This is a genomic window from Gordonia sp. NB41Y, assembly GCF_030718915.1.
GTDB lineage: Bacteria > Actinomycetota > Actinomycetes > Mycobacteriales > Mycobacteriaceae > Gordonia > Gordonia desulfuricans.
On the sequence record NZ_CP132196.1, the window covers coordinates 2,343,812 to 2,366,318 of the forward strand.

23 protein-coding genes are annotated in these 22,507 nt (G+C 68.6%); 11 read left to right on the forward strand and 12 right to left on the reverse strand.

Going from position 1 to position 22,507, the window contains the following annotated elements:
• Positions 1–348 precede the first annotated feature (348 nt).
• The gene (locus Q9K23_RS10115; protein ID WP_053777462.1) at positions 349–1,206 is read left to right on the forward strand and encodes an HAD-IB family hydrolase; all 858 of its coding nucleotides are present in this window, start codon (positions 349–351) and stop codon (positions 1,204–1,206) included.
• Between the two features lie 562 nt (positions 1,207–1,768).
• Here Q9K23_RS10115 and Q9K23_RS10120 read toward each other — a convergent pair.
• Positions 1,769–2,521, reverse strand: coding sequence for a hypothetical protein (locus Q9K23_RS10120; RefSeq protein WP_053777463.1), 753 nt, complete (start codon positions 2,519–2,521; stop codon positions 1,769–1,771).
• A gap of 195 nt (positions 2,522–2,716) precedes the next feature.
• On the opposite strand from Q9K23_RS10120, the gene acs reads away from it, so the two are divergent.
• The 3 genes from acs to Q9K23_RS10135 all read left to right on the forward strand — a co-directional run bounded on the left by acs (position 2,717) and on the right by Q9K23_RS10135 (position 6,384).
• A complete protein-coding gene (gene acs, locus Q9K23_RS10125; RefSeq protein WP_053777500.1) occupies positions 2,717–4,669 on the forward strand; it encodes an acetate--CoA ligase in 1,953 nt (650 codons plus the stop codon).
• Positions 4,670–4,836: 167 nt separating this feature from the next.
• Positions 4,837–5,364 (forward strand): phage holin family protein, encoded by a 528-nt coding sequence (locus tag Q9K23_RS10130; RefSeq protein ID WP_053777501.1) that lies wholly within the window; start codon positions 4,837–4,839, stop codon positions 5,362–5,364.
• Positions 5,365–5,367: 3 nt separating this feature from the next.
• Complete coding sequence (locus Q9K23_RS10135; protein ID WP_053777464.1) at positions 5,368–6,384, forward strand: alpha/beta hydrolase; 1,017 nt, start codon at positions 5,368–5,370, stop codon at positions 6,382–6,384.
• Here the strand turns inward: Q9K23_RS10135 and Q9K23_RS10140 are convergent.
• The 4 genes from Q9K23_RS10140 to nth form a co-directional block, all read right to left on the reverse strand.
• Positions 6,326–7,534: a MarP family serine protease gene (locus tag Q9K23_RS10140; RefSeq protein ID WP_020793288.1), complete on the reverse strand. Its 1,209-nt coding sequence runs from the start codon at positions 7,532–7,534 to the stop codon at positions 6,326–6,328. The genes Q9K23_RS10135 and Q9K23_RS10140 overlap by 59 nt on opposite strands.
• Positions 7,531–8,301: a CoA pyrophosphatase gene (locus tag Q9K23_RS10145; RefSeq protein ID WP_152972769.1), complete on the reverse strand. Its 771-nt coding sequence runs from the start codon at positions 8,299–8,301 to the stop codon at positions 7,531–7,533. The genes Q9K23_RS10140 and Q9K23_RS10145 overlap by 4 nt, the downstream gene beginning before the upstream one ends.
• A gap of 77 nt (positions 8,302–8,378) precedes the next feature.
• Positions 8,379–9,023: a TlpA disulfide reductase family protein gene (locus Q9K23_RS10150; protein WP_053777502.1), complete on the reverse strand. Its 645-nt coding sequence runs from the start codon at positions 9,021–9,023 to the stop codon at positions 8,379–8,381.
• A gap of 233 nt (positions 9,024–9,256) precedes the next feature.
• Positions 9,257–10,033 (reverse strand): endonuclease III, encoded by a 777-nt coding sequence (gene nth, locus Q9K23_RS10155; protein ID WP_053777466.1) that lies wholly within the window; start codon positions 10,031–10,033, stop codon positions 9,257–9,259.
• 135 nt (positions 10,034–10,168) lie between these two features.
• Between nth and Q9K23_RS10160 the strand changes: the two genes are divergently transcribed.
• Both Q9K23_RS10160 and Q9K23_RS10165 read left to right on the forward strand, forming a co-directional pair.
• The gene (locus Q9K23_RS10160) at positions 10,169–10,381 is read left to right on the forward strand and encodes a hypothetical protein (RefSeq protein WP_020790344.1); all 213 of its coding nucleotides are present in this window, start codon (positions 10,169–10,171) and stop codon (positions 10,379–10,381) included.
• Positions 10,382–10,516: 135 nt separating this feature from the next.
• A complete protein-coding gene (locus Q9K23_RS10165) occupies positions 10,517–11,191 on the forward strand; it encodes a Crp/Fnr family transcriptional regulator (RefSeq protein ID WP_006373149.1) in 675 nt (224 codons plus the stop codon).
• A 355-nt stretch (positions 11,192–11,546) separates the two neighbouring features.
• On the opposite strand, the gene Q9K23_RS10170 is transcribed toward Q9K23_RS10165, so the two are convergent.
• The 6 genes from Q9K23_RS10170 to Q9K23_RS10195 all read right to left on the reverse strand — a co-directional run bounded on the left by Q9K23_RS10170 (position 11,547) and on the right by Q9K23_RS10195 (position 15,316).
• Positions 11,547–12,389 (reverse strand): MBL fold metallo-hydrolase, encoded by an 843-nt coding sequence (locus Q9K23_RS10170; protein WP_053777503.1) that lies wholly within the window; start codon positions 12,387–12,389, stop codon positions 11,547–11,549.
• Positions 12,390–12,444: 55 nt separating this feature from the next.
• Positions 12,445–13,566 (reverse strand): flotillin family protein, encoded by a 1,122-nt coding sequence (locus Q9K23_RS10175; protein ID WP_053777467.1) that lies wholly within the window; start codon positions 13,564–13,566, stop codon positions 12,445–12,447.
• Between the two features lie 70 nt (positions 13,567–13,636).
• Positions 13,637–13,864, reverse strand: a complete 228-nt coding sequence (locus Q9K23_RS10180) for a hypothetical protein (protein WP_020790329.1) — start codon at positions 13,862–13,864, stop codon at positions 13,637–13,639.
• Between the two features lie 42 nt (positions 13,865–13,906).
• Positions 13,907–14,665, reverse strand: coding sequence for a TSUP family transporter (locus tag Q9K23_RS10185; protein ID WP_053777468.1), 759 nt, complete (start codon positions 14,663–14,665; stop codon positions 13,907–13,909).
• Between the two features lie 2 nt (positions 14,666–14,667).
• Positions 14,668–15,144: a RidA family protein gene (locus tag Q9K23_RS10190; protein WP_020790326.1), complete on the reverse strand. Its 477-nt coding sequence runs from the start codon at positions 15,142–15,144 to the stop codon at positions 14,668–14,670.
• Between the two features lie 7 nt (positions 15,145–15,151).
• A complete protein-coding gene (locus tag Q9K23_RS10195) occupies positions 15,152–15,316 on the reverse strand; it encodes a DUF4177 domain-containing protein (RefSeq protein ID WP_169798191.1) in 165 nt (54 codons plus the stop codon).
• A gap of 57 nt (positions 15,317–15,373) precedes the next feature.
• Here Q9K23_RS10195 and Q9K23_RS10200 point away from each other — a divergent pair, with 57 nt between their 5' ends.
• Positions 15,374–16,408 carry an ArsA-related P-loop ATPase gene (locus Q9K23_RS10200; RefSeq protein WP_244882689.1) on the forward strand — a complete coding sequence of 345 codons (1,035 nt, stop codon included), beginning with the start codon at positions 15,374–15,376 and terminating at the stop codon, positions 16,406–16,408.
• A complete protein-coding gene (locus Q9K23_RS10205; RefSeq protein WP_053777470.1) occupies positions 16,408–17,502 on the forward strand; it encodes an ArsA family ATPase in 1,095 nt (364 codons plus the stop codon). Before Q9K23_RS10200 ends, Q9K23_RS10205 begins: the two co-directional genes overlap by 1 nt.
• Before the next feature lie 149 nt (positions 17,503–17,651).
• On the opposite strand, the gene Q9K23_RS10210 is transcribed toward Q9K23_RS10205, so the two are convergent.
• Positions 17,652–17,975, reverse strand: a complete 324-nt coding sequence (locus Q9K23_RS10210) for a WhiB family transcriptional regulator (RefSeq protein WP_053777471.1) — start codon at positions 17,973–17,975, stop codon at positions 17,652–17,654.
• A 320-nt stretch (positions 17,976–18,295) separates the two neighbouring features.
• Here Q9K23_RS10210 and Q9K23_RS10215 point away from each other — a divergent pair, with 320 nt between their 5' ends.
• The 3 genes from Q9K23_RS10215 to Q9K23_RS10225 are packed head-to-tail and all read left to right on the forward strand — an operon-like array spanning position 18,296 to position 22,480.
• On the forward strand, positions 18,296–20,749 hold the full coding sequence (locus tag Q9K23_RS10215; RefSeq protein WP_053777504.1) for a penicillin-binding protein: 2,454 nt from the start codon (positions 18,296–18,298) through the stop codon (positions 20,747–20,749).
• A gap of 25 nt (positions 20,750–20,774) precedes the next feature.
• The gene (locus Q9K23_RS10220) at positions 20,775–21,773 is read left to right on the forward strand and encodes a metallophosphoesterase (RefSeq protein WP_020790325.1); all 999 of its coding nucleotides are present in this window, start codon (positions 20,775–20,777) and stop codon (positions 21,771–21,773) included.
• An 8-nt stretch (positions 21,774–21,781) separates the two neighbouring features.
• The gene (locus Q9K23_RS10225) at positions 21,782–22,480 is read left to right on the forward strand and encodes a haloacid dehalogenase type II (protein ID WP_261977949.1); all 699 of its coding nucleotides are present in this window, start codon (positions 21,782–21,784) and stop codon (positions 22,478–22,480) included.
• The last annotated feature ends 27 nt before the right edge of the window (positions 22,481–22,507 follow it).

Sequence of the window (22,507 nt, forward strand, 5' to 3'; positions counted from 1 at the left end):
CACCCCAGGTCGGCTTGTCGAACCGGCATGGGAAGGCGGAGCAGTGAGATTTCGACCCCCAGATAGAGGACGACCCCGGCCAGGGGGGGAGGAGGCCGGGGTCATCGCGCTTCAGCCCCGGGGGGTCGGGCTGAAGGGCACCGGCCCGAAGACCGGATACCGACGACTATACACTTTCGGCGCTTCTCCGCAAACAAACCGATGAATCGACACAACATCACGATTTCGTATCACTGCCTGCGGGTTTGCTGCGAGACCGTCGCGCCGATGTCCGTTTCACCGAGCCGCGAAGCACGAGATATCCCAACTCGACTTATAGTCGCCCCGGTCGTCGTACCATCGGCCCGTGTGAGCGACGGTCGCCCCCACCACACCCCCGGATCCCGCGCTGCAGCTTTCTTCGATCTGGACAAAACGGTCATCACGCGGTCGAGTGCCCTCGCCTTCGTCCCCCACTTCTACTCCGCAGGACTGCTCAACAGGCGGACCCTGGTCCGTTCTGTCTACGGCAACGTCGGACTCGGCATCGAGCACGAGCAGAGCCGGGTCGAACGCCTCCGCCGGTCCATCACGAGCATGTGCCGGGGCTGGGACGTCGACGAGGTCGGCCGCATCGTCGCCGAGACGCTGCAGGACGTGGTCACCCCACTCATCTACGCCGAGGCCGAGGATCTGATCGCCGACCACCGCCATGCCGGCCGGGACGTCGTCCTGGTCTCGGCATCCGGCATGGAGTTCGCCGCTCCCATCGGCGCGATGCTCGGCGTCGACCACATCCGCGCCACCGAGATGACCATCGCCGACGGCCACTACACCGGCGAGATCGAATTCTATTGCTACGGAGAGCGAAAGGCCGAGGCGATGCGCGGCCTGGCCGCCGAACACGGATACGACCTCGCAGCGAGCTTCGCCTTCTCCGACTCGATCACGGACCTGCCGATGCTGACCGCCGTGGGCCACCCGGTGGCGGTCAACCCCGACCGCCGGTTGCGGCGGCACGCCGAGGAGTACGGCTGGCCGATCCTCGACTTCACCCCGACCGCCCCACAGCGCCGCCGGCACACCGATGCCGGCCCGGCGATCACGGCGGCGACGGTGGCCGGGGCGGTCGGCGCCGGAGTACTCGCGGGTTGCGCACTCGGGTGGTGCCTGCGCTCCCGTCAGCCCGACGGGCGACCCGCCGACACGCCGAGGACCGAGCCGTAAAATCGTTGTGCGCCAGCGTGATCGGACCCTCCAGCCCAGTGGGTGCAAACTTCGTCGACTTACCCCTTGATGTGATCGCGGTCACGGTGTACAAAGGTCTTACGGAAATCTCGGAAGGCAAAGTCCGATCCGGAAGAGAAGGATCGAACCCCCTCTCCGAGCACTTCCCAGCACGGGCGGCAAGTACCCACGCGGAGCGAGCCACCTAAAGGCACAAGTGTTGTGCGCCTGCGATATCGCGGCATCTTTGCGTGACTCTGGATGGCAGCGCCTCGACCCTCGGACAGCGCCGACGACATCATCTGATGGCGTCGTGATGGGCACGAGAATGGCTGCGCCGGAAGGAGACCCACGGGAGATGGAGTGCGGTCCCTCGCCGAGGCGGTACCCACAACCCACCAAGCACGCTTGGTAACTTGAGTCCGTGCTACGCGGGCGGCGACCGGTCACAGACCGAGCGCCGCCCGCAGTGCGTTGTCAGGTAGGACGTTGCAGGGCAGGGCGTTCCGGGACGATCCGCGTCACCGAAGAACCGTCACCGAAGACCCACTGCCCGCCCGACTCAGCCCCGCGCGGCGTCGGCGATCGATCTCGCCTCCGCGGCTCCGGCGGTCAAGGCCTCGCACGAGAAGATTATCCACGCCGCGAGCGCCTCCGGGCGACCGGTCCCGAAGCCCGCCGACAACGAGCGGTATTCGCCGAGACGTTTGAACCAGGTCACCTCCGGCACACCCAGGTTGTGCGGATCGAGCCCCGACGACGTGCACACCAACCGGGATGCGGCACGGGCGACGACGCCGTTGGCGGTCGGGAAGGCCTGTACGCTCAGCAGCTCACCGTGCACCACCGCGGCGAGGACGGGTGCGGCGATCGACGTGGCGCCGGTGATCAGCTGCGCGAGCAGGTCCAGACGGGCGGCCACGTCGGTTCCTGCGCGGGGACGACCCAGTGCGTCGGGGTCGTCGACCAGGTCGGCGGCGGCCAGCATGTGCAGCCGTGCGAAGGCCTGCGCCGGGGCGCGCCGGAACACCGCGGTGAGCGGATCGAGCGCGTCGCCGTCGAGCGCCTGGGCCACCCGCATGGCACCGGCCAGGATCGGGTCGTCGAAGTCGCCGTCACGGCGCAGTTCCACACTGCCGCCGTCGATCGCCGCCGAGGACCTACCGGCCCGCCACGACGCCTCGGTGGAGGTCTTGTCCCATCCGCGCAGATTGGCGGGGTGACGGTGTACCGCGCTGAGGGCGTCGCGCGCCTCGTCGGCCGCCGGCCGCACGCCCGGCAGGTCCAGCAACGGTGCCAACGGATCGGTACTCACATCTGGCCACCCTAATCGCGCACGATTGCACCGTTCATCGAGCCCTGCCGCCCTTTCACCGCACGTCGGGGTGCATCCCCTTCTGCAACGGCCATCCAACGTGACTACCCTCACAATGAGAATCCCCCGCGACGTCGCGTCACCGTGGCCGTCGCAGCCGGACGAATTGCCGATCAGCGAAAGGCCATGCACACGATGACCGCATCTGCCCCACAAACCGTCCCCGGTTTCCCGCCGACCCCGGAGTTCGCCGCCCAGGCCAACGGCACCGCCGAACTGTACGACCGCGCTGATGCCGACCGCCTGGAATTCTGGGCCGAACAGGCCAGACGCCTGGACTGGGACACCGATTTCGGGCAGGTCCTCGACTGGTCGGACGCACCCTTCGCCAAATGGTTCGTCGGCGGCAAACTCAACGTCGCGGTCAACTGCGTCGACCGCCATGTCACCGCCGGCAAAGGCGACCGCGTCGCAATCCACTGGGTCGGCGAACCCGGCGACTCCCGCGACATCACCTACGCCCAACTCCAGGACGAGGTGTCCAAGGCCGCCAACTACTTCACCGCGATCGGCCTGACCGCCGGCGACCGCGTCGCCATCTACATGCCGATGGTCCCCGAGGCCATCATCTCCATGCTCGCCTGCGCCCGCCTCGGCCTGACCCACTCGGTGGTCTTCGCCGGATTCTCCGCCGGCGCCCTGCGCTCCCGCGTCGACGACGCCGCCGCCAAACTCGTCATCACCACCGACGGCCAGTACCGACGCGGCCAGCCCGCCCCGCTCAAGGCCGCCGTCGACGAAGCCCTCGGCACCGGCGCCGACGCCGCCGCCTCGGTCGAAAAAGTCCTCGTGGTCCGCCGCACCAACCACGACCCGAACCTGCCCTGGGTCGACGGCCGCGACGTGTGGTGGGACGACACCGTCGCCGAACAGTCCCCCACCCACCAGGCCGAGGCCTTTGACGCCGAACACCCCCTGTTCTTGCTCTACACCTCCGGAACCACCGGCAAGCCCAAGGGCATCGTGCACACCTCCGGCGGCTACCTCACCCAGGCGTCCTACACCTTCCACTACGTCTTCGACCACAAGGAAGGCCGCGACGTCTTCTGGTGCGGCGCCGACATCGGCTGGGTGACCGGCCACTCCTACCTCGTCTACGGCCCCCTCTCCAACGGCGCCACCGAGGTCATCTACGAGGGCACCCCCAACTCCCCCGACGAACACCGCCACTTCAACATCATCGAGCGCTACGGCGTCACCATCTACTACATCGCCCCCACCCTGATCCGCACCTTCATGAAGTGGGGCCGCGACATCCCCGACGCCCACGACCTGACCTCGATCCGCCTGCTCGGCAGCGTCGGCGAACCGATCAACCCCGAAGCCTGGAAGTGGTACCGCGACGTCATCGGCGGCGGCACCGCCCCCATCGTCGACACCTGGTGGCAGACCGAGACCGGCGCGATCATGATCTCCCCGCTCCCCGGCGTCACCGCCGCCAAACCCGGCTCGGCGATGAGACCACTGCCCGGCATCTCCGCCCAGATCGTCGACGACAACGGCCGGCCCGTCACCCACGGTGAGCAGGGCTACCTCGTCCTCGACCAGCCCTGGCCGGCCATGCTCCGCGGTATCTGGGGCGACGAGGAACGCTACCGCGAAACCTACTGGTCACGCTTCGCCGACCAGGGCTGGTACTTCGCCGGTGACGGCGCCCGCTACGACGACGACGGCGCCCTGTGGGTCCTGGGCCGCGTCGACGACGTCATGAACGTCTCCGGCCACCGCATCTCCACCGCCGAGGTCGAATCCGCCCTCGTCGGCCACTCCGGAGTCGCCGAAGCCGCCGTCATCGGCGCCTCCGACCCCACCACCGGCCAAGGCATCGTCGCATTCGTCATCCTGCGAGAAGGCGTCGAGAACACCGGCGACACCCTCATCGCCGAACTGCGCCAACAGGTTTCCGTCGAGATCTCGCCCATCGCCAAACCCCGCGAGATCAACGTCGTCCCCGAACTACCCAAGACCCGCTCGGGCAAGATCATGCGACGCCTGCTCAAAGACGTCGCCGAAGGACGTGAACTCGGCGACACCTCCACCCTGGTCGACCCGTCGGTGTTCGAGGCCATCCGCGCCAAGAAGGCCTGACCGCCGGCCGTCTGACGGCCCCTGACCAGGTGCGCCACCGGAAGCCCCCTATCCGGTGGCGCACCGCTGTGTCGGCCCCCGACGAGACCGCCGCCGTGTCGGTGGCCGAACATGCCACCGGGGTGGCATGGCAACATATGCCCCACACCCCAGATACGGAGGATGCTGTGAGCCGAAACGAGAACGGCCAGTCTGCACCGGCAGGCCGACCGGTCCCCGCCATCCCGCTGTCCGATGCAGATCTCGGGCCCCGCGGCGAACCGAGCATCGGCAACCTGGTCAAAGACGCCACCGCCAGCATGTCGACGCTGGTCCGCGCCGAGGTGGCCCTGGCGAAGGCCGAACTCGTCGGCGAGGCCAAGAAGGCCGGGGCCGGCACCGGCGCGCTGATCGTCGCCGGCGTCACCGCGCTGTACGCGAGTTTCTTCTTCTTCTTCTTCCTCGCCGAGCTGCTCGACGAGTGGCTGCCGCGTTGGGCCTCGTTCCTGATCGTCTTCGCGCTGCTGGTCGTGATCACGGTGGGTGTGGCGATCGTGGGGTACGTCTTCTTCCGCAAGGTCCGCGGACCGAAGAAGACCATCGAGAGCGTCAAGGAGATCCCGTCGGTGCTGCCGACGTCGGGCTCGGCCACCCACACCGAGGCGTCGGTGCCCGACGTCGACCACCCGAGGATTCCGCCGGCCCGCGAAGGCTGACGGGTGAGCGCACCCGATCCGTCGACCGTCCGGCTCCCCGGGGCCTGGCGGCATCTCGACGTCCGCGCCAACGGGGTGCGGTTCCACGCGGTGGAGGTCGGGCCGGACACCGCCGACCGTCCGCTCGTGCTGCTACTCCACGGATTCGGGGAGTTCTGGTGGAGTTGGCGTCACCAGCTGACCGCGCTGTCCGACGCCGGATACCGGGCGGTGGCGGTGGACCTGCGCGGCTACGGCGATTCCGACAAACCCCCGCGCGGATACGACGGCTGGACGCTGGCCGGCGACACCCATGGTCTGATCCGATCACTCGGGCACACCGAGGCGACCCTGGTCGGGCACGCCGACGGTGGCCTGGTCTGCTGGGCGACGGCGACGCTGCACCCGCGGGTGGTGCGCCGGATCGCGGTGATCGCCTCACCCCATCCACGGGCGTTGCGCCACGATGCGCTGCTGCGCCACGACCAGCGCTCGTCGTTCCTCCCCCGCTTCCTCTACAACCAGCTGCCTCGGCTCGCCGAGAACCGCCTCGTCCGTCGTGACGGTGCCTTCATCGCGCGCTACCTCACCGCCCTGGCCGGCGAGTCCTGGCGGGCCACCGACGACTTCACCGAGGCACTCGCCCGCAACCGGTCGGCCATCCAGATCCCGTATGTGGCCCACTCCAGCCTGGAGTACCAGCGGTGGGCCTACCGGTCCCAGTTCCGGCCCGACGGAATCCGGTTCATGCGGTTGATGCATCGTCGGCTGCACATCCCGACGCTGTCGCTGCGCGGCGCCGACGACCCGTTCATCACCGAGCACGTGATGCGGGCCGGCCATGTGTGGGCCGATCGGCTGACCCACGTCGAGATCGCCGGCAGCGGCCACTTCGCACATCAGGAACAGCCCGACGCGGTCAACACCGCACTGCTCGGACTACTCGATTCCCCGATGGAGCGGCCGGCCGGCGCCGATCGCATCACTCGCGGACGCAGGCTCCGGTCGCGACCGGCCGATAACGGTCCTGCGCGATCGTGAGGTCCTCGCGGACCTCGGCGGCGGTGAGCACATAGCCGGTCTCGTCGGCCGGGTTCTCCGACGTCGCGAACACCACCCCGAGCACCTCGCCGCGGGTGTTGATCATCGGACCGCCGGAGTTGCCCTGCCGGATGACACCGCGCACGGTGTACACCTCACGGGTGACCTGCCGATCCTGATAGATGTTGGCGGTCGGCAGATCCCGGATCTCACGGATGCGGACCGCGGTCGCCAGGAACGGCCCGGCCTCCGGATACCCCATCACGATGGCGTCGTCGCCGCTGCCGCCCGGACGGGAGGCGAAGTCGAGGGCCGGGGTGTCGAGTCCGTCGACGCGCAGCACCGCGATGTCGGTCGCGCTGTCGAAGAGCACCACCACGGCCTCGTGGACGGTCGGGGAGATCCCCGCGCCGTCGGATTGTTCGATCCGGACCGAATCGGTGCCGGCGACGACATGCGCGTTGGTCATCACCAGGCCGGGTGCGACGACGAATCCGCTGCCCTCGAGGGCCTGCCGGCACTGCGGTGCCTCGCCCTCGATCTTCACCACGCTCGCCCGGGTCTGGTTCACCACCTTCGAGTCGTCGAGTCTCGCGTCCGGCGGATCGACGACGCTCTCGTTGGTCGAGCGGATGACGCCGGGCAGTCCGGAATCGCCGAGGAGCCGTTCGAACTCCTGCCGCGGCTTCTCCGACAGCCAGGCCGGTGCGGCGCGGTCGACCGCACCGAGCACCTTCGATCCCTCGATCGCCTCGGTGAGTTTGGGCGAGTTGGCGCTGACCAGCAGCGTCGACAGCAGCCATGCCGCCACCAGGACGGCCAGCGCCTGCAGCACCAGACCGACACCGCTGTCGACGGCGCGCAGCTCCCGTGACCGGATGCCGCCGCGGGCCGCGTTGCCCAGGATCATGCCGGCGATCTCGCCGATCACCACCAGCGCCACCAGCACCCCGACCCCGGCGAGCAACTGCATCGTCTGGTCGTCGATGCGCTCGATCACGTGCGGTACCAGGAGGATTCCGGCGAAGGCACCGAGCAGCACGCCGAGCACGGCCAGCGCCGACGCCACCGCACCCTGCCGGTAGCCGCTGATCGCGGCGAGCAACGCCAGCCCGATGACGATGACATCGACCCAGGTCGCCGCTGTCATCGACGTCCCTGACCGTCGGGGTCGGCGAGGTGATGCAGGTGTCGGGGGTGCACGGCGGCGAATCCGCTCTCCTGGCGGCTGCCGGCCAGTTCGATCATCTGGTCCAACGGACGGATGTCGGCGCGGTCCCACGGCTGGTCCCAGCCCGCGGCGTCGCTGATCGCGGCGATGAGGCCGCCGGTGAATCCCCAGACCAGCAGGCCGTCGACGAAGAAGGCGGGCCCGAGGTAGTCCTGTCCGCCGATCACCTCGCGGCGCACCTGGAAGCGGTTCTCCGGGGCGAGCAGTTCGCGCAGCGACACCCGGACCACACGTGCGGTCTCACCCTCGTCGACCACCCGCACCGGACTCGGCGCGCTCCAGTGAGCGACCACCGGGGTGACGTCGAAACCCGACGGCGGGACCGGGAAGGTCGGCAGGGTCGCCAGGATGTCGACGCCGGCCGCCGAGAGTCCGGTCTCCTCGTCGGCCTCGCGCATCGCGGTGCCCACCGGATAGTCGTCGCCGGGGTCGAAGCTGCCGCCGGGGAAGGCCACCTGCCCACTGTGCTGGCGCAGGGTGGCGGCGCGTTCGGTGAGCAGGACGTCGGCGTCGGCGGGGAGTCCACCCGGGTGGGTGGGGTCGGCGTCCCAGGCACCGGCGATCAGGATCAGCACGGCCGCCGAGCGGCGGGATGCCCCGAACATGGTGGCCCAGCGATCGCGGTCGCCACCGCGGTTGAGCACGCTCTCGCGCACCGCGGCGACATTGTCGGTGAGCGGACGCATCCACGGCGGGATGGCCTCGCGCGCCACGAGTGGGCCGATGTGGGGTTCCGGCGGCAGACCGTCGCGCCGCCCGGTGCTCACGTGGTCACCCCGGTGGCATCGCGGACGACGTCGGCGATCTGCTGGGGATCCTCGAAGACCTGCGGTGCGACCTTCGCGACGGTGCCGTCGGCCCGCAGGATGATGGTCGACGGGAAGACCCGGGGTGCCTGCAGCGCGGCGGCGACCTTGCCGTCCTGGTCCAGGACGGTCGGCAGGTGCACGCCGAGCTCGGCGAGGAATCGCAGCACCAGGTACGGGTTGTTGGCGCCTTCACGGGCGTGCACGGTCAGCACCGTAACCGCATCGCCGGCGCGGCGGGCGTATTCGGCCAGGACCGGCAGTTCGCGGCGGCAGGGCTGGCACCACACCGCCCACATGTTGATCACGACCGGCCGTCCGGCGGTACCGACGCCGAGGTCGTAGGGCACGCCCGACGCCAGACACGGTGCGACGACCCCGGCGAGTACGGCGCCCGATGCCACCGGCATCCCGGTCTGCGGGCATGGGGCGAGCGCGGCATCGGCGCGGGCCTGGGCGAGTTCGGAGTCGTCGACCTGCAGGTCGGTCGCCGACAACGCACCCGAGGGCCGCACCTGCATATCCGACGGCGAGGTCGGCGCGTCGCCGCCGCGGGGCCAGATCGCCACCACCAGCGCGATGATCACGATGAAGAAGACCAGCGTCCACCGTGCCGCCGGCGGGAACCGGGAGGTGTGCGCCCGGCCGGTGGCCGACGGGGTCCCGGTGCCGGGGTTCTCGCTGCCGGGGTTCTCGCCGCCGGACACTTCGCTACCGGGGTTCCCGCCGCCGGATGCTCCCGGCGCGGAAGTCTCTGTGCCGTCCCGTTCTGTGGCGTCCCGTTCTGGGGCGCCCCGATCCGGGCTCTCCCGATCAGGGTTCGTGGTGTCGTCCATCAGTCCCCGATCCCCGCGAGCGCGAGCAGGTGATCGGTCTCCGGACCCTTCACCAGGGCCGCCGCCTCGAGCTTGTCCATCGGGCCGGTGCCCGACGACGGACAGTCCTTGCACAGGATGCACACCCCGCACGCCGGTTTCCGGGCATGACAGACACGTCGTCCGTGGAAGATCACCCGGTGGGACAGATCGGTCCATTCCTTGCGTTCGAAGAGTGCGCCGACGGCATGCTCGACCTTCACCGGATCGGTCTCATCGGTCCACCGCCAACGCCGCACCAGTCGGCCGAAATGGGTGTCGACGGTGATACCCGGAACCCCGAAAGCATTGCCCAACACCACATTCGCCGTCTTGCGCCCGAATCCCGGGAGGGTGACCAGATCGGCCAGCCTGCCCGGCACCTCACCGTCGAACCGCTCCACCAGAGCCTGCCCCAACCCGATGATCGAGTTGGCCTTGTTCCGATAGAAACCCGTGGAACGGATCATCTCCTCCAACTCGGTGCGATCGGCCTGGGCGTAGTCCAGCGCCGAACGGTACCGCGCGAACAACGCCGGAGTGACCTGGTTCACCCGCACATCGGTGCACTGCGCCGACAGGATCGTCGCCACCGACAACTCCAGCGGGGTGGAGAAGTCCAGCTCGCAGTGCACCTCGGGAAAGGCCACCATGAGCGTCCGGTTCATCCGGCGCGCACGCCGGACCAGCCCCAGGTGGGTTTCGGTCCTGATCCGCGTCGGCGGTGGCACCGACGCCGACACCTTGCGCGCGGCCATCTGATCCAGGTTAGCGATTCCGGCTGTGTGGACGTTCCGCGGCGGGGGTGATCCCGGCACCCGTTAGGTCACAAGTGGGTCACCACGGCCGTTCCAGGTTGGGGGACACCGAACAGGTTGTGTTTACTGTTCCCCATGCAAGGACTTGCCGTGCTGTTGTTCCCGGCGGTGCTGATGCTCTTCGCACTCGGGATGGAAAAGGTTCAGGCCTGGACCGACCGAGTGGCGGTCAACCGCGACAACGTCGAAGAGTTTCTGCAGGCCACCGACGCCCAAGGGGTGGACACCCTTGCGCGCGAAGGAATGCCCGCCGCACTCGACGAACTCCGCACCCGTCGTGCGGGCTGACCGACTCGTCCGATACACGTTCGCAAAGACCCGCCAGTGACCCATTCAACACATATGCTGGGGGCGAGAGTAGCGTTGCAGGTGGTGTGCCGTTCCGGGTATGCCACCGGTTTTTGAGTGAGAAGGGACTCCTTGGTGGAGGAAGTACTGGCGCGGGCGGGCATATTCCAGGGCGTTGAGCCCTCGGCCGTCGCGGCACTGACCAAGCAGCTTCAGCCCGTCGACTTTCCCCGCGGACATGTGATCTTCCACGAGGGCGAGCCCGGCGACCGGCTGTACATCATCCTGTCCGGCAAGGTGAAGGTCGGACGTCGGTCACCCGACGGCCGCGAGAACCTGCTGACGATCATGGGCCCGTCCGACATGTTCGGCGAGCTGTCCATCTTCGACCCGGGCCCCCGCACCTCGTCGGCGACGACGGTCACCGAGGTCCGCGCGGTCTCGATGGACCGCGACGCCCTGCGTGCGTGGATCAAGGATCGCCCGGAGATCGCCGAGCAGCTGCTGCGCGTACTCGCGCGTCGCCTGCGCCGCACCAACAACAACCTGGCCGACCTCATCTTCACCGACGTGCCCGGTCGTGTCGCCAAGCAGCTCCTGCAGCTGGCCCAGCGCTTCGGCACCCAGGAGGGTGGCTCGCTGCGCGTGACCCACGACCTCACCCAGGAAGAGATCGCCCAGCTGGTCGGCGCCTCCCGCGAGACGGTCAACAAGGCCCTCGCCGACTTCGCACAGCGCGGTTGGCTGCGCCTGGAAGGCAAGAGCGTACTGATCGCCGACAGCGAGCGCCTCGCCCGCCGCGCCCGGTAACTCTGTAGTTCTGCGCCGGCTTCGCCGTCGCGGGTTTGCGCCCTCAAGCACCACTCTTCGTCGTCACCGACATCGTCGCTCCGCTCCTCGCCACTTCCTCCTGCATCGCGGCGCGGCGCAAACGATGTCGGTGACGTCGTCGTTTAACGGTGCTGCTCCGCTCCTCGCCGCTTCCTCCTGCATCGCGGCGCGGCGCAAACGATGTCGGTGACGTCGTCGTTTAACGGTGCTGCTCCACTCCTCGCCGCTTCCTCCTGCACCGCGGCGCGGCGCAAACGATGCCGGTGACGTCGTCGTTCAGCCGGCTCCTCGCCGTCGCGGATTGGTGACGTTCGCTTTCCGGAGTCCGGTGCCTCTACTCGTGCTCGCGGAGATACTCCAGCTGGGCCTTGACCGACATCCGTGCGGCCGGCCACAGCTTCTTGTCGACGTCGGCGTACACCTTGCGGACCACCTTCATCGGCTTGGCCTTGCGGGCCGAGATGCCCATCTCGTCGAGCGCACGCTGGATCTGGTCGAGCCGTTCCTCACGGTGCGCCTTGTAGAACCGCGCGACCGGCTCCAGCCTCGGATGGTCAGGACCGTGCGCGGGCAGCAACGCCGCCTCGGCGCCGTCGACGATCAGCCGATTCAGCGACCCCATGTAGTCGCGCAGACTGCCGTCCGACGGATCGATCACGGTGGTCCCGGTACCGAGGATGGTGTCGCCGGTGATCATCGCGCGGTGACCGTCGAGTTCCACCAGGAAGCTCACCGAGTCACCGGTGTGACCGGGGGTGTAGAGCACCGTGATCCGCAGCCCGGCCACGTCGATCACCTCGCGGTCACGCAACGGGGCACCATCGCGGCAGTGTTCGCGCAACCGGGCACGGGTGGGTGCACCGGTGCGTTTGTGCAGGGCATCGATTGCACCGGTGTGGTCGAAGTGCCGGTGGGTGATCAGGGTGAGCGCCACACCGGGCTGTGCCGCGAGCGCCTTCACGTGCTTCTTGTGCCGCGGTGGCCCCGGATCGACGACGACACATTCCTTACAGCCCGGCGCCCGCAGAATCCAGCTGTTGGTGCCGTCGAGCTCCATCACACCGGCGTTGTCGCACAACAACACCGACGCATACGGCGTGACCTGACGCAGCTGCCCGTATGCCGGATGGGTCGGCTCGGCCGGGGACTCGGACACGGGGGCACCGGGGTCGGTCATGGCCACAGCCTAGTGTGGCCGGGTCACCCCGACCACACCGGCCGTGACGCCGGCCTCACCTCTCCCGGCCCGGCCCGTCCGCATGGTCGACCACGCGCGGCGCGATCTCGTCCTGCAGGCTGCGCAGCAGCGCCGCACCCTGGGTGACCACTCCGGTCATCAGCTCGTTGACACCCTCCGCACCGTTGAAGACGGTCAGGTTGGAGCTGCCGAGCCCCTTGGCCGCCTCCGCCACCAACTGCGGCAACTGCTCGATCAGCTGCTGGTCGAGGGCGATCCGATTGTTCTTGGCGGCCGCCGCCGACGAGATCTCCACCGCCTGGGCCTCCGCCTCGGCGAGGATGCGGGTGCGTCGGGCCTCCGCCTCGGCCGGCTTGACCACCTCCGAGATCAGTTGCTGCTCGCGCAGATCCGCCTGGGCCTGGGCCAGCAACGACTGCTCGCGGATGATCTCCTGGGTGACGCGGGCCTCGGCCAGCGGACCGGCCTGGGCCGCCTCGGCATTGGCCTTGTCGGTCTCGGACTTGATCTCGGCCCGCTTGATCGCGGTCTCGCGCTCGTAGTCGGCCTGATTCCGCAGCGACTCCTGCTGCGCCATGGCGGCCTCCTGGTCGGCGCGCGCCCGCTCCACCGCCGCCTCCCGCTGCACCTTCGCGATGTTCGGGGCGGCGAGGGCGTTGATGTAGCCGGAGTCCATGTCGTCGATCGACTGGATCTGGAAGGAATCGACGACCAGCCCGATCGACCCCATCTCCCGCTTCGACGCCTCGAGCACCTGACGGGCCAGGGTGTCACGCTCGCGGATGATCTGCTCCACCGTCATCGAACCGACGATCGACCGCAGATGACCCGAGAAGACCTGCCCGGTCAGCTGATTCATCTCGTCCTCCTGCTCGGAGATGAACCGCTGGCCGGCATTGACGATCGATGCCAGATCGGAACCCACCTTGTGCGCGATCACCGCACGCACATTGAGCTGGATACCCTGGGTGGTCACACAGACCTCGCGAATGCTGGCCTCGTGCAACGCCATCGACAAGAATCGCACCTTGCGGAAGAACGGCATCGCCCATTTGCCATGTCCCACCACCACATCGAACGGCGCGGCACCCTCACTGCGCTTCTTGCCGGAGATCAGCATCGCCTCGTCTGGCTCCGGAACGTTGTAACCGAGCATCAGTACTCCTCTGCGTCAGTCGAATACAGAACGACAATCGAATACAGAATCCTGGGAAGCGGCCTCGTGGTCACCGGAGATCGACCGAACGACCGACGGTCGGCGGCACGATCCACCGCTCCACCTCGACGATCCGCCCGGGTGACTCCGCCACCACGAGAACCGACTGGTCGACGCCGATCGGTTCACGGCCGCGGGCCAGGAATCGCTCGGTCCCCCCGGCAAATGGCAGCTCCACCTCGCCGAGCTGATCGCCACCGCCGATCGCCACCGTGACCACCCCGATCGTCCCGATCACCGCCGGCCCCCTCGACTCTGCTTGTCCTGCGACCCTATCCGATCACGCGGCGAGCAGGTCATAGGAGAGTTTGGCCACCATCACCACGACCACCGCGAGCAGGACCCAGCGGACGAATCCGCTGCCACGGCCCAGCGCCATCCGGGCGCCGAGCTGGGCACCGATCACATTGCCCACCGCCAGGGCCAGACCGAGCAGCCACAGCACATGCCCCTGTGCGGCGAACACCAGCAGCGCACCGAGATTGGTGCCGGTGTTGATCACCTTGGCCGTCGCCGAGCTCTCCAGGAAGTTGGTGCCCACCAGCGCGGTGAGTGTGATGATCAGGAAGGTTCCGGTACCGGGCCCCATGACACCGTCGTAGAAGGCGATCACCACACCGGCGACGGCGAATCCGACGAGGATCGAGGAGCGTGACCGGAACGTGCCGGCACCGGAACCGAATCGCGGGTTGAGCGCGACGAACAGTCCCACGGCGACCAGCAGGGTCAGCACGATGGGAACGAAGACCTGCCGGGGCAGGGTGCCGGCCACATAGGCGCCGGCACCGGAACAGACCACCGCACAGCAGAACACCGGTGCCAGACGACGCCAGTCGAGCGGCACCTTGCGGGCGAAGCGCCAGGCCGCCGAGGCGGTACCGACCACCGCGGCCATCTTGTTGGTGGCCAGCGCCGAGGCGGGGACGATGCCGGGCTGACCGATCAGCAGGGCGGGGATGAGGATCAGACCCCCACCCCCGACCACCGCATCCACCCAGCCGGCCGCCGCCGCGGCGACGACCAGCCCGGCGATCTCGATGCTCAGTTGTCGGCGACCTCGACGATCAGTTCCACCTCGACCGGTGCGGCCAGCGGCAGTTCGGCAACACCCACCGCCGAGCGGGCGTGCACGCCGGCCTCGCCGAAGATCTCACCGAGCAGGTCCGACGCACCGTTGAGCACGGCGGGCTGGCCGGTGAAGCCGACCGCCGAGGCCACGAAGCCGGTCACCTTCACCACGCGCACCACCGAGTCGATCCCGACCAGGCCGTCCACCGCGGCGAGCGCGTTGATGATGCACTGCCGGGCACAGGCGGCGGCCTCCTCGGGACGCACGACGCCCTCGGCGGTCTCCGACACCTTGCCGCGCACCGCGAGCTCACCGTCGACGAACGGCAGCTGCCCGGAGGTGTAGACGTGGTTGCCGCTGCGGACGGCGGGCACATAGTTGGCCACCGGCTTGGGTGCGGTGGGCAGTGTGATGCCCAGCTCGGCCAGGCGAGCAGTCCAGGTGGTCATGGTCGGTTCAGCCCTTCGGACGCTTGAGGTAGGCGACGTGCTGTTCGCCGGTCGGCCCCGGCAACACGCTGACCAGCTCCCAACCGTCGGCACCCCAGGTGTCGAGGATCTGCTTGGTGGCATGCGTCAGCAGCGGCACGGTCACGTACTCCCACGCGGTCACTTCACTCATGATGGTCAGCCTAACCGGTCCGCCCCACGCGCTGAGCACAGTGGATAAGGTGATCTGGTGGCTCACGACACAGCCGGCGACACCGCCGACGACCTGACCGCGACCAATGTGTGGCCGGAGTCCGCTGCCCGCGCGCGGCTGCACTTCGTGTCCGGCAAGGGGGGAACCGGGAAGACGACCGTCGCCGCATCCTTGGCGCTGGCGCTGGCCGGCGACGGAAAGCGCGTCCTGCTGGTCGAATGCGAGGGACGACAGGGCATCGCCCAGCTCTTCGACATCGCCCCCCTGCCGCCCACCGACACACGGGTGGCGACCGCCGAGGGAGGCGGCGAGGTGTGGGCGCTGGCCCTCGACATCGAACACGCCCTGCTCGAGTACCTCGACATGTTCTACAACCTGGGCTTCGCCGGGCGGGCGATGAAGCGGATCGGCGCGATCGACTTCGTCACCACCGTCGCCCCGGGCCTGCGGGATGTGCTGATCACCGGAAAGATCAAGGAACGCATCATCGCCTCCGACAAGGCGGGGGTGCGCCGCTACGACGCGGTGGTCGTCGACGCGCCGCCGACCGGACGGATCGGCACCTTCCTCGACGTCACCAAGGCGATGGCCGATCTGGCCAAGACCGGTCCCATCCGCAACCAGAGCGACGGAGTGGTACGGCTGTTGCACTCCCCCGAGACGGTGATCCACCTGGTGACCCTGCTCGAGGCGATGCCCATCACCGAGACCATCGAGGCGGTCGAGGAACTGCGCGGCAAGGACCTGCGGATCGGCAGCCTGATCATCAACCGCGTCAACCCGATCCATCTACCACCGGACTCCATCGACGACATCGCCGAGGGGAAGATCGACGCGCAGCGGGTGGCCGACGGCCTCGCCGCCGCCGGGATCACCGCCTCCGAGGACGATTTCGCCGGCCTGCTCACCGAGACCATCGAGCACGCGTCGCGGCTGCAGGCCCAGCAGATCGCCAAGGCCCAGCTCGACGACGTGGAGGTACCCACCCTGGAACTGCCCGCGCTCGGTGACGGCATCGACCTGGGCTCCCTGTACGAACTGGCGAATCTGCTGCAGAAAGCGGGGGCGTGATGCCGCTCGACCTGAAGATGGGGGCGATGCTCGCCGACCCCGAGACCCGCGTCGTGATCTGCTGCGGCGCCGGTGGTGTCGGCAAGACCACCACCGCCGCGGCGATGGCCCTGCACGCCGCCGAGCACGGCCGGACCGTCGCGGTGCTGACCATCGACCCGGCCCGACGGCTCGCCCAGTCACTGGGGATGTCCGAGCTCACCAACGACCCGCAGCCGGTGGCGATCGACGGCACCGGGACCCTGGACGCGATGATGCTCGACATGCGCCGCACCTTCGACGAGATGGTGCTCGAATACTCCACCCCGGAGCGAGCGGCGGCGATCATGGAGAACTCCTTCTACCAGACCGTCGCCGAATCATTCTCCGGCACACAGGAATACATGGCGATGGAGAAGCTCGGCAAACTGCTCGAGCAGAAGCGCTGGGACCTGATCGTCGTCGACACCCCGCCGTCACGCAATGCACTGGACTTCCTCGACGCCCCGCAGCGACTGGGGTCGTTCCTGTCCGGCCGGCTGATGAAGGTGCTCGTCGGCGGCGGTCGCGGCGTGGGCCGGATGGTGACCGGGGCGATGAGTCTGGCGATGCGCGGGGTCTCGACGATCATCGGCGGCGAGATGCTGCGCGATGTCGCCACCTTCGTCCAGTCGCTGGACTCGATGTTCGGCGGATTCCAGGACCGCGCACTCAAGACCTACGAACTGCTCAAGCAGCCCGGTACCCGGTTCGCGGTGGTCGCCGCCGCCGAACCCGACGCCCTCCGCGAGGCCGCGTTCTTCGTCGACCGGCTGTCCGAGGAGTCGATGCCGCTGGCCGGGCTGATCCTCAACCGCACCCACCCCAACCTCACCGGGATCTCCGAGGAGGTCGCGCGGGTGGCACTCGACCACGTCGACGACGACCTGACGCGCGGGGTGCTGGCGGTGCATGCCGAGCGCGCCGCGACCGGCAAACGGGAGGTGCACCTGCTGCAGCGGTTCACCGCATCGCATCCGCGGGTGCCGGTGGTCGGGGTGCCGTCACTGCCGTTCGAGGTGGCCGACCGCGTCGCACTGCGGGCGGTCGCCGAACAGATCACCGGCCGGGGCTGATCGCCCTCGGCCGGTGTGTCGGTCGGTGATGGGATGTGTGATGTCGGCTGGAGAAGTGTGCGGCGCGGCCGTGTGCGCCGGCCTGCGGGTTCAGGACCTGAGGGTTCAGGACCTGCGGGTTCGGGGCTTGCAGGTCAGGCCACCGGAACTCAGACGGCGGCGCGCTGACGGCGCTGCTGCGCCTCGAAGAAGGCCGCCCACGAGGTGACCTCGGGATGCTGACGCAACAGGGCGCGCCGCTGACGTTCGGTCATCCCACCCCAGACACCGAACTCGACGCGGTTGTCGAGCGCATCGGCCCCGCACTGCAGCTGCACCGGGCAGTGCCGGCAGATGGTCGCGGCCTTGCGCTGCGCGGCCCCCCGGACGAACAGGTCGTCGGGATTCTCGCCACGGCACCGCGCCTGCGACACCCAACTCAGACGTGCCTCCCCCACCGATACTGCCGCCGCCGATACTGCCGCTGTCGCCATACCGTCACCCCTGTTCTGTGAATGCCCATCGCCGGACGGCATCGCCCGACGTCGAGTGCTCCCCACCGGAGTCCGGTTCACGAAATCCTCGTCCGGAGGTGATACGTGTGACACGTCTCCGGAACGCCTGTTAGGTGAGTCACATTCTGCCCTCAATCTAGGGATCTGTGCTTGTGGCCGCAACCCCTGAACGCGAAAAACTGGCACAACCGTGCATACTTGGCACGAAACCGCAGGTGAAACCCAAGATCGGTGTCCCCCGACCGGACTCCCACCCGTCGGTGACCGGGTGTTCGGGAAATCACACGTATCCTGTCGTGGTGCCAGTCTCGAAGAAGCTCGGGCCGCTCGCTGCCGCGTGTGTCCTCGCCGGTGTGCTCGTAGCCGGTCTCCTCTATCCCGTGGCCAGCGGCGTCGGACTCGTCTCGAACCGCGCCGCGTCGGCGGTGGAGAACGTCTCCTCCGAACTGCTCAACGGCACCCTGCCCGAGGTCACCACCATGACCGACTCGGCCGGCAACCCGATCGCGCTGCTCTTCGACCAGTACCGCTACCAGGTCGGATACAACGACATCTCCCCGGACATGGTCGCGGCGATCATCTCCATCGAGGACCGCCGGTTCCTCGAACACGACGGTGTGGACTGGAAGGGCACGATCCGTGCCGCGCTGAAGAACTCGTCGTCGGGCGAGGTCCAGCAGGGTGCATCGACCCTCGACCAGCAGTACATCAAGAACTATCAGCTGCTCGTGCTGGCCCGGACCGAGGCCGACCGCGAGGCCGCCACCGAGACCACCCCGGCACGCAAGCTGCGCGAGGTCCGGATGGCTCTGACCCTCGAGCAGTCGCTCACCGAGCAGGCCAAGCGCAAGGGCATGTCCGACGCCGCGGCCAAGCAGGAGGCGAAGAAGCAGATCGTCACCCGCTATCTGAACGTGGTGCCGTTCGGCAACAACGCCTACGGCATCGAGGCGGCCTCGCAGGTGTACTTCGGCGTGCACGCCAAGGACCTCAAGGTGGAGCAGGCCGCACTGCTCGCCGGCATGGTGCAGTCGAGCAGCGCCCTGGATCCCTACACCAACCCCGAGGCGGCGCTGGCCCGCCGCAACACCGTGCTCGACACGATGATCCAGAACTTCCCGAACCGCCGGGACGAGCTCACCCAGGCCAAACAGGCACCGCTGGGCATCCTGGCCAAGGCAGACATCCCCACCCAGGGCTGCATCGGCGCCGGCAACAACGGTTTCTTCTGCGACTACGCCCTGCAGTTCCTGGCCGAGAACGGGATCTCCCGGGACTCGGTGATGCGGGGCGGCTTCATCATCAAGACCACGATGGACCCCGCGGTACAGCGATCGGTGCAGCGCGCGGCGCAGGCCCAGGCCAGCCCGCACGCCGACGGCGTGGCCAATGTGATGAGCGCGATCCGCCCGGGCACCACCTCCCACGCGGTGCTCGCGATGGCGTCCAGCCGCAACTACGGACTCGACCAGGCCGCCGACGAGACCGTCCAACCGCAGCCGTTCTCGCTGGTCGGCGACGGCGCGGGCTCGGTCTTCAAGGTGTTCACCGTCGCCGCCGCGATGGAGCAGGGGCTCGGTACCGGCACCAACATCCCGGTGCCGGGGTTCCTCGCGGTGGAGGGGATGGGCAACAGCGGCGGTTCCAACGGCTGCCCGGCCAACGCCTACTGCGTGAAGAACGACGGCCGCTACCCTGCGTCGATGTCGGTGACGCAGGCGCTCGCGCAGTCCCCGAACACCGCGTTCGTGAACCTCCTCAAGCAGGTGGGCGTCAAACCCACCGTCGACATGGCCGTACGGCTGGGCCTGCGGTCCTACAACACCCCCGGCACCTCGGGGTCCGGGGACAAGAGCATCGCCCAGTACGTCAAGGACGGGAACTTCGGATCGTTCACCCTGGGCCCGCTCCCGGTGAACGGCGTCGAGCTGTCCAACGTGGCGGCCACCCTCGCATCCGGCGGGGTCTGGTGCCCGCCGTCGCCGATCGGGTCGATCAGCACCATCAAGCGCGACGAGAACGGCAACCCGGTGCCCGGCCCGGACGGCAACCCGGTGCTCACCGGGGTCCCGTTCAATCCGCCGGCCTGCGAACGCGTGGTGGAGACCGGCCTGGCCAACACCCTGGCGAACGCCATGAGCGAGGACGACAAGGGTGCGGGCACCTCGGCGGCCGCCGCCGGCGCCATCGGTTGGACCCTGCCCAGCTCGGGCAAGACCGGTACCACCGAGGCGCACCGCTCGTCGGCCTTCCTCGGCTTCACCAACAACATCGCCGGCGCCACCTATGTCTACAGTGACGGCCCCAACCCGTCGGGCATCTGCTCGAGCCCGCTGCGGTCCTGCTACGACGGCAACCTCTACGGCGGTATGGAACCGGCCCGCACCTGGTATCAGGCGATGCTGCCGGTGGCCAACAACTTCGGCCCCACCCAGCTGCCGCCGACCGACCCGCGCTATGTCGCGGGTACCGATCGCGGCCGAATCCCGCAGGTCACCGGCCTGACCGCGAGCGAGGCCACCTCGCGACTGCAGTCGGCGGGATTCAAGGTCACCCAGCTCGAGGTCGACAGCGGCAAGACGCAGGGCACGGTGGTGTTCACCGCGCCGAGCGATTCGGCCCTGCCGGGCAGCACCATCACGATCTATGTGAGCAACGGCCGCCGCGCCGAGGGCCAGGGGTCGGGGCAGCCCACCCAGACGACGGTGCAGGTGCCGGGCGTCGGACCGGTGGTGATCGATCTTCCGGGATGATCGCCTGCACGCGTATCCTGGGCTGATGTCCATCCTCGACTCGAATCCGGTGCAGCGCCTGGATCTTCGCCTGCCGTCGTCGACGATCGCGCGGTCGGCGACCGCGGGGGCCGGTCTCGCGGCCGCCGGGCTGTTCTATTCGACGGTGATCGAGCGCAATGCGTTCACGTTGCGGCACACCACGATGGCCGTCCTCGAGCCCGGGTCGACGCCGTTGCGGGTGTTGCACATCAGCGATCTGCACATGATGCCCGGCCAGCGGCTCAAGCAGGCGTGGGTGTCCGAGCTCGACGCCCTGGAACCCGACCTGGTGGTCAACACCGGTGACAACCTCGCCCATCCGCAGGCGGTGCCCGCGGTGATCCAGTCACTCGGTGGTCTGCTGTCGCGGCCGGGTCTGTTCGTCTTCGGGTCCAACGACTACTTCGGCCCCAAGCCGAAGAACCCGTTCAAGTACTTCAAGAAAGACCACAAGCGCACCCACGGTGAGCCGCTGCCCTGGCAGGATCTGCGGGCGGCATTCGTCGAGCGCGGATGGCTGGACACCACCCACACCGTGCGTGAGCTCGAGATCGGCGGAGTGCGGGTGGTGGCGGCCGGGGTCGACGACCCGCACATCGAGCGTGATCGGTACGACACCGTCGCCGGACGTCCCAATCCGCTGGCCCACCTGCGGCTGGGACTGACCCATTCACCCGAGCCGCGGGTGCTCGATCGCTTCGCCGACGACGGCTACGACCTGGTCCTGGCCGGTCACACCCACGGCGGCCAGCTGTGCCTGCCGGGCGTCGGCGCACTGGTGACCAACTGCCACATCGACCGGTCCCGGGTGAAGGGTCCCTCGCGCTGGGGTGCGTCGATGCAGCTGCACGTCAGCGCCGGTCTGGGCACCTCCCCCTATGCGCCGGCCCGCTTCTGCTGCCGCCCCGAGGCCAGTCTGCTGACGCTGACCCCGGTCTCGCACGGCGATGCCTCCTTCGACGAGGACCACTCGCTGCCGCAGCTCGCGACCGACGCCCACTGAGCGTGCCGGTGACCACCGCCGATCAGATCAGGGTCCTGGCCTTCGACACCTTCGGCACCGTCGCCGACTGGTTCACCGGTATCCGTGACGCCATGGCCGCGGAGTTGCCCGGACACGATGCGGCCGCGTTGACACGGGAGTGGCGCCGCCGGTACGCACCGATCCTGGCCCGGGTGGAGTCCGGTGAGCTGCCCTGGCGTGGTCTCGACGACCTGCAGACCGAGACCTTGCGGGGTGTGCTCGCCGAATCCGGTGTCGCCGCCGACGACGCCACGGTGGCACGTCTGGTGCATGCCTGGCGCACGATTCCCGGCTGGCCGGACTCCGCGCCGGGTCTGGCCCGGCTCCGCCGCCGCTTCACCGTCTGCGCACTGAGCAACGGCAGCGTCGCGCTGCTGTCGGAGATGGCCAAGCACAACGACTTCGGCTGGGATGTCATCGGCGCCTCGAATCTGTGGCACCACTACAAACCGGCCCCCGAGACCTACCTCGGACTGGCACGGCTGCTGGAGGTCGAGCCGGCCCAGGTGATGATGGTGGCCACCCATCAGTCCGACCTCGACGCCGCCCGCTCACACGGCCTGCACACCGCCTTCATCGAGCGGCCTGCCGAATGGGGTGGCGACCCGAAGGACGACTCGGGTTCACCGCACAACGACTTCCACGCCCGCGACATCGAGGATCTCGCGACACAACTGGACGTCTGAGCCGGCGCAGACACCGACAGGCCGAAT

What these genes read in the sequence shown, in the direction of transcription:
- acs (WP_053777500.1), top strand. Translation starts at nt 2,717, where the DNA reads ATGACCGCATCTGCCCCACAAACCGTCCCCGGTTTCCCGCCGACCCCG.
- Q9K23_RS10140 (WP_020793288.1), bottom strand. Translation starts at nt 7,534, where the DNA reads ATGACAGCGGCGACCTGGGTCGATGTCATCGTCATCGGGCTGGCGTTG.
- Q9K23_RS10145 (WP_152972769.1), bottom strand. Translation starts at nt 8,301, where the DNA reads ATGCGTCCGCTCACCGACAATGTCGCCGCGGTGCGCGAGAGCGTGCTC.
- nth (WP_053777466.1), bottom strand. Translation starts at nt 10,033, where the DNA reads ATGGCCGCGCGCAAGGTGTCGGCGTCGGTGCCACCGCCGACGCGGATC.
- Q9K23_RS10160 (WP_020790344.1), top strand. Translation starts at nt 10,169, where the DNA reads ATGCAAGGACTTGCCGTGCTGTTGTTCCCGGCGGTGCTGATGCTCTTC.
- Q9K23_RS10170 (WP_053777503.1), bottom strand. Translation starts at nt 12,389, where the DNA reads ATGACCGACCCCGGTGCCCCCGTGTCCGAGTCCCCGGCCGAGCCGACC.
- Q9K23_RS10175 (WP_053777467.1), bottom strand. Translation starts at nt 13,566, where the DNA reads ATGCTCGGTTACAACGTTCCGGAGCCAGACGAGGCGATGCTGATCTCC.
- Q9K23_RS10190 (WP_020790326.1), bottom strand. Translation starts at nt 15,144, where the DNA reads ATGACCACCTGGACTGCTCGCCTGGCCGAGCTGGGCATCACACTGCCC.
- Q9K23_RS10195 (WP_169798191.1), bottom strand. Translation starts at nt 15,316, where the DNA reads ATGAGTGAAGTGACCGCGTGGGAGTACGTGACCGTGCCGCTGCTGACG.
- Q9K23_RS10205 (WP_053777470.1), top strand. Translation starts at nt 16,408, where the DNA reads ATGCCGCTCGACCTGAAGATGGGGGCGATGCTCGCCGACCCCGAGACC.
- Q9K23_RS10210 (WP_053777471.1), bottom strand. Translation starts at nt 17,975, where the DNA reads ATGGCGACAGCGGCAGTATCGGCGGCGGCAGTATCGGTGGGGGAGGCA.
- Q9K23_RS10220 (WP_020790325.1), top strand. Translation starts at nt 20,775, where the DNA reads ATGTCCATCCTCGACTCGAATCCGGTGCAGCGCCTGGATCTTCGCCTG.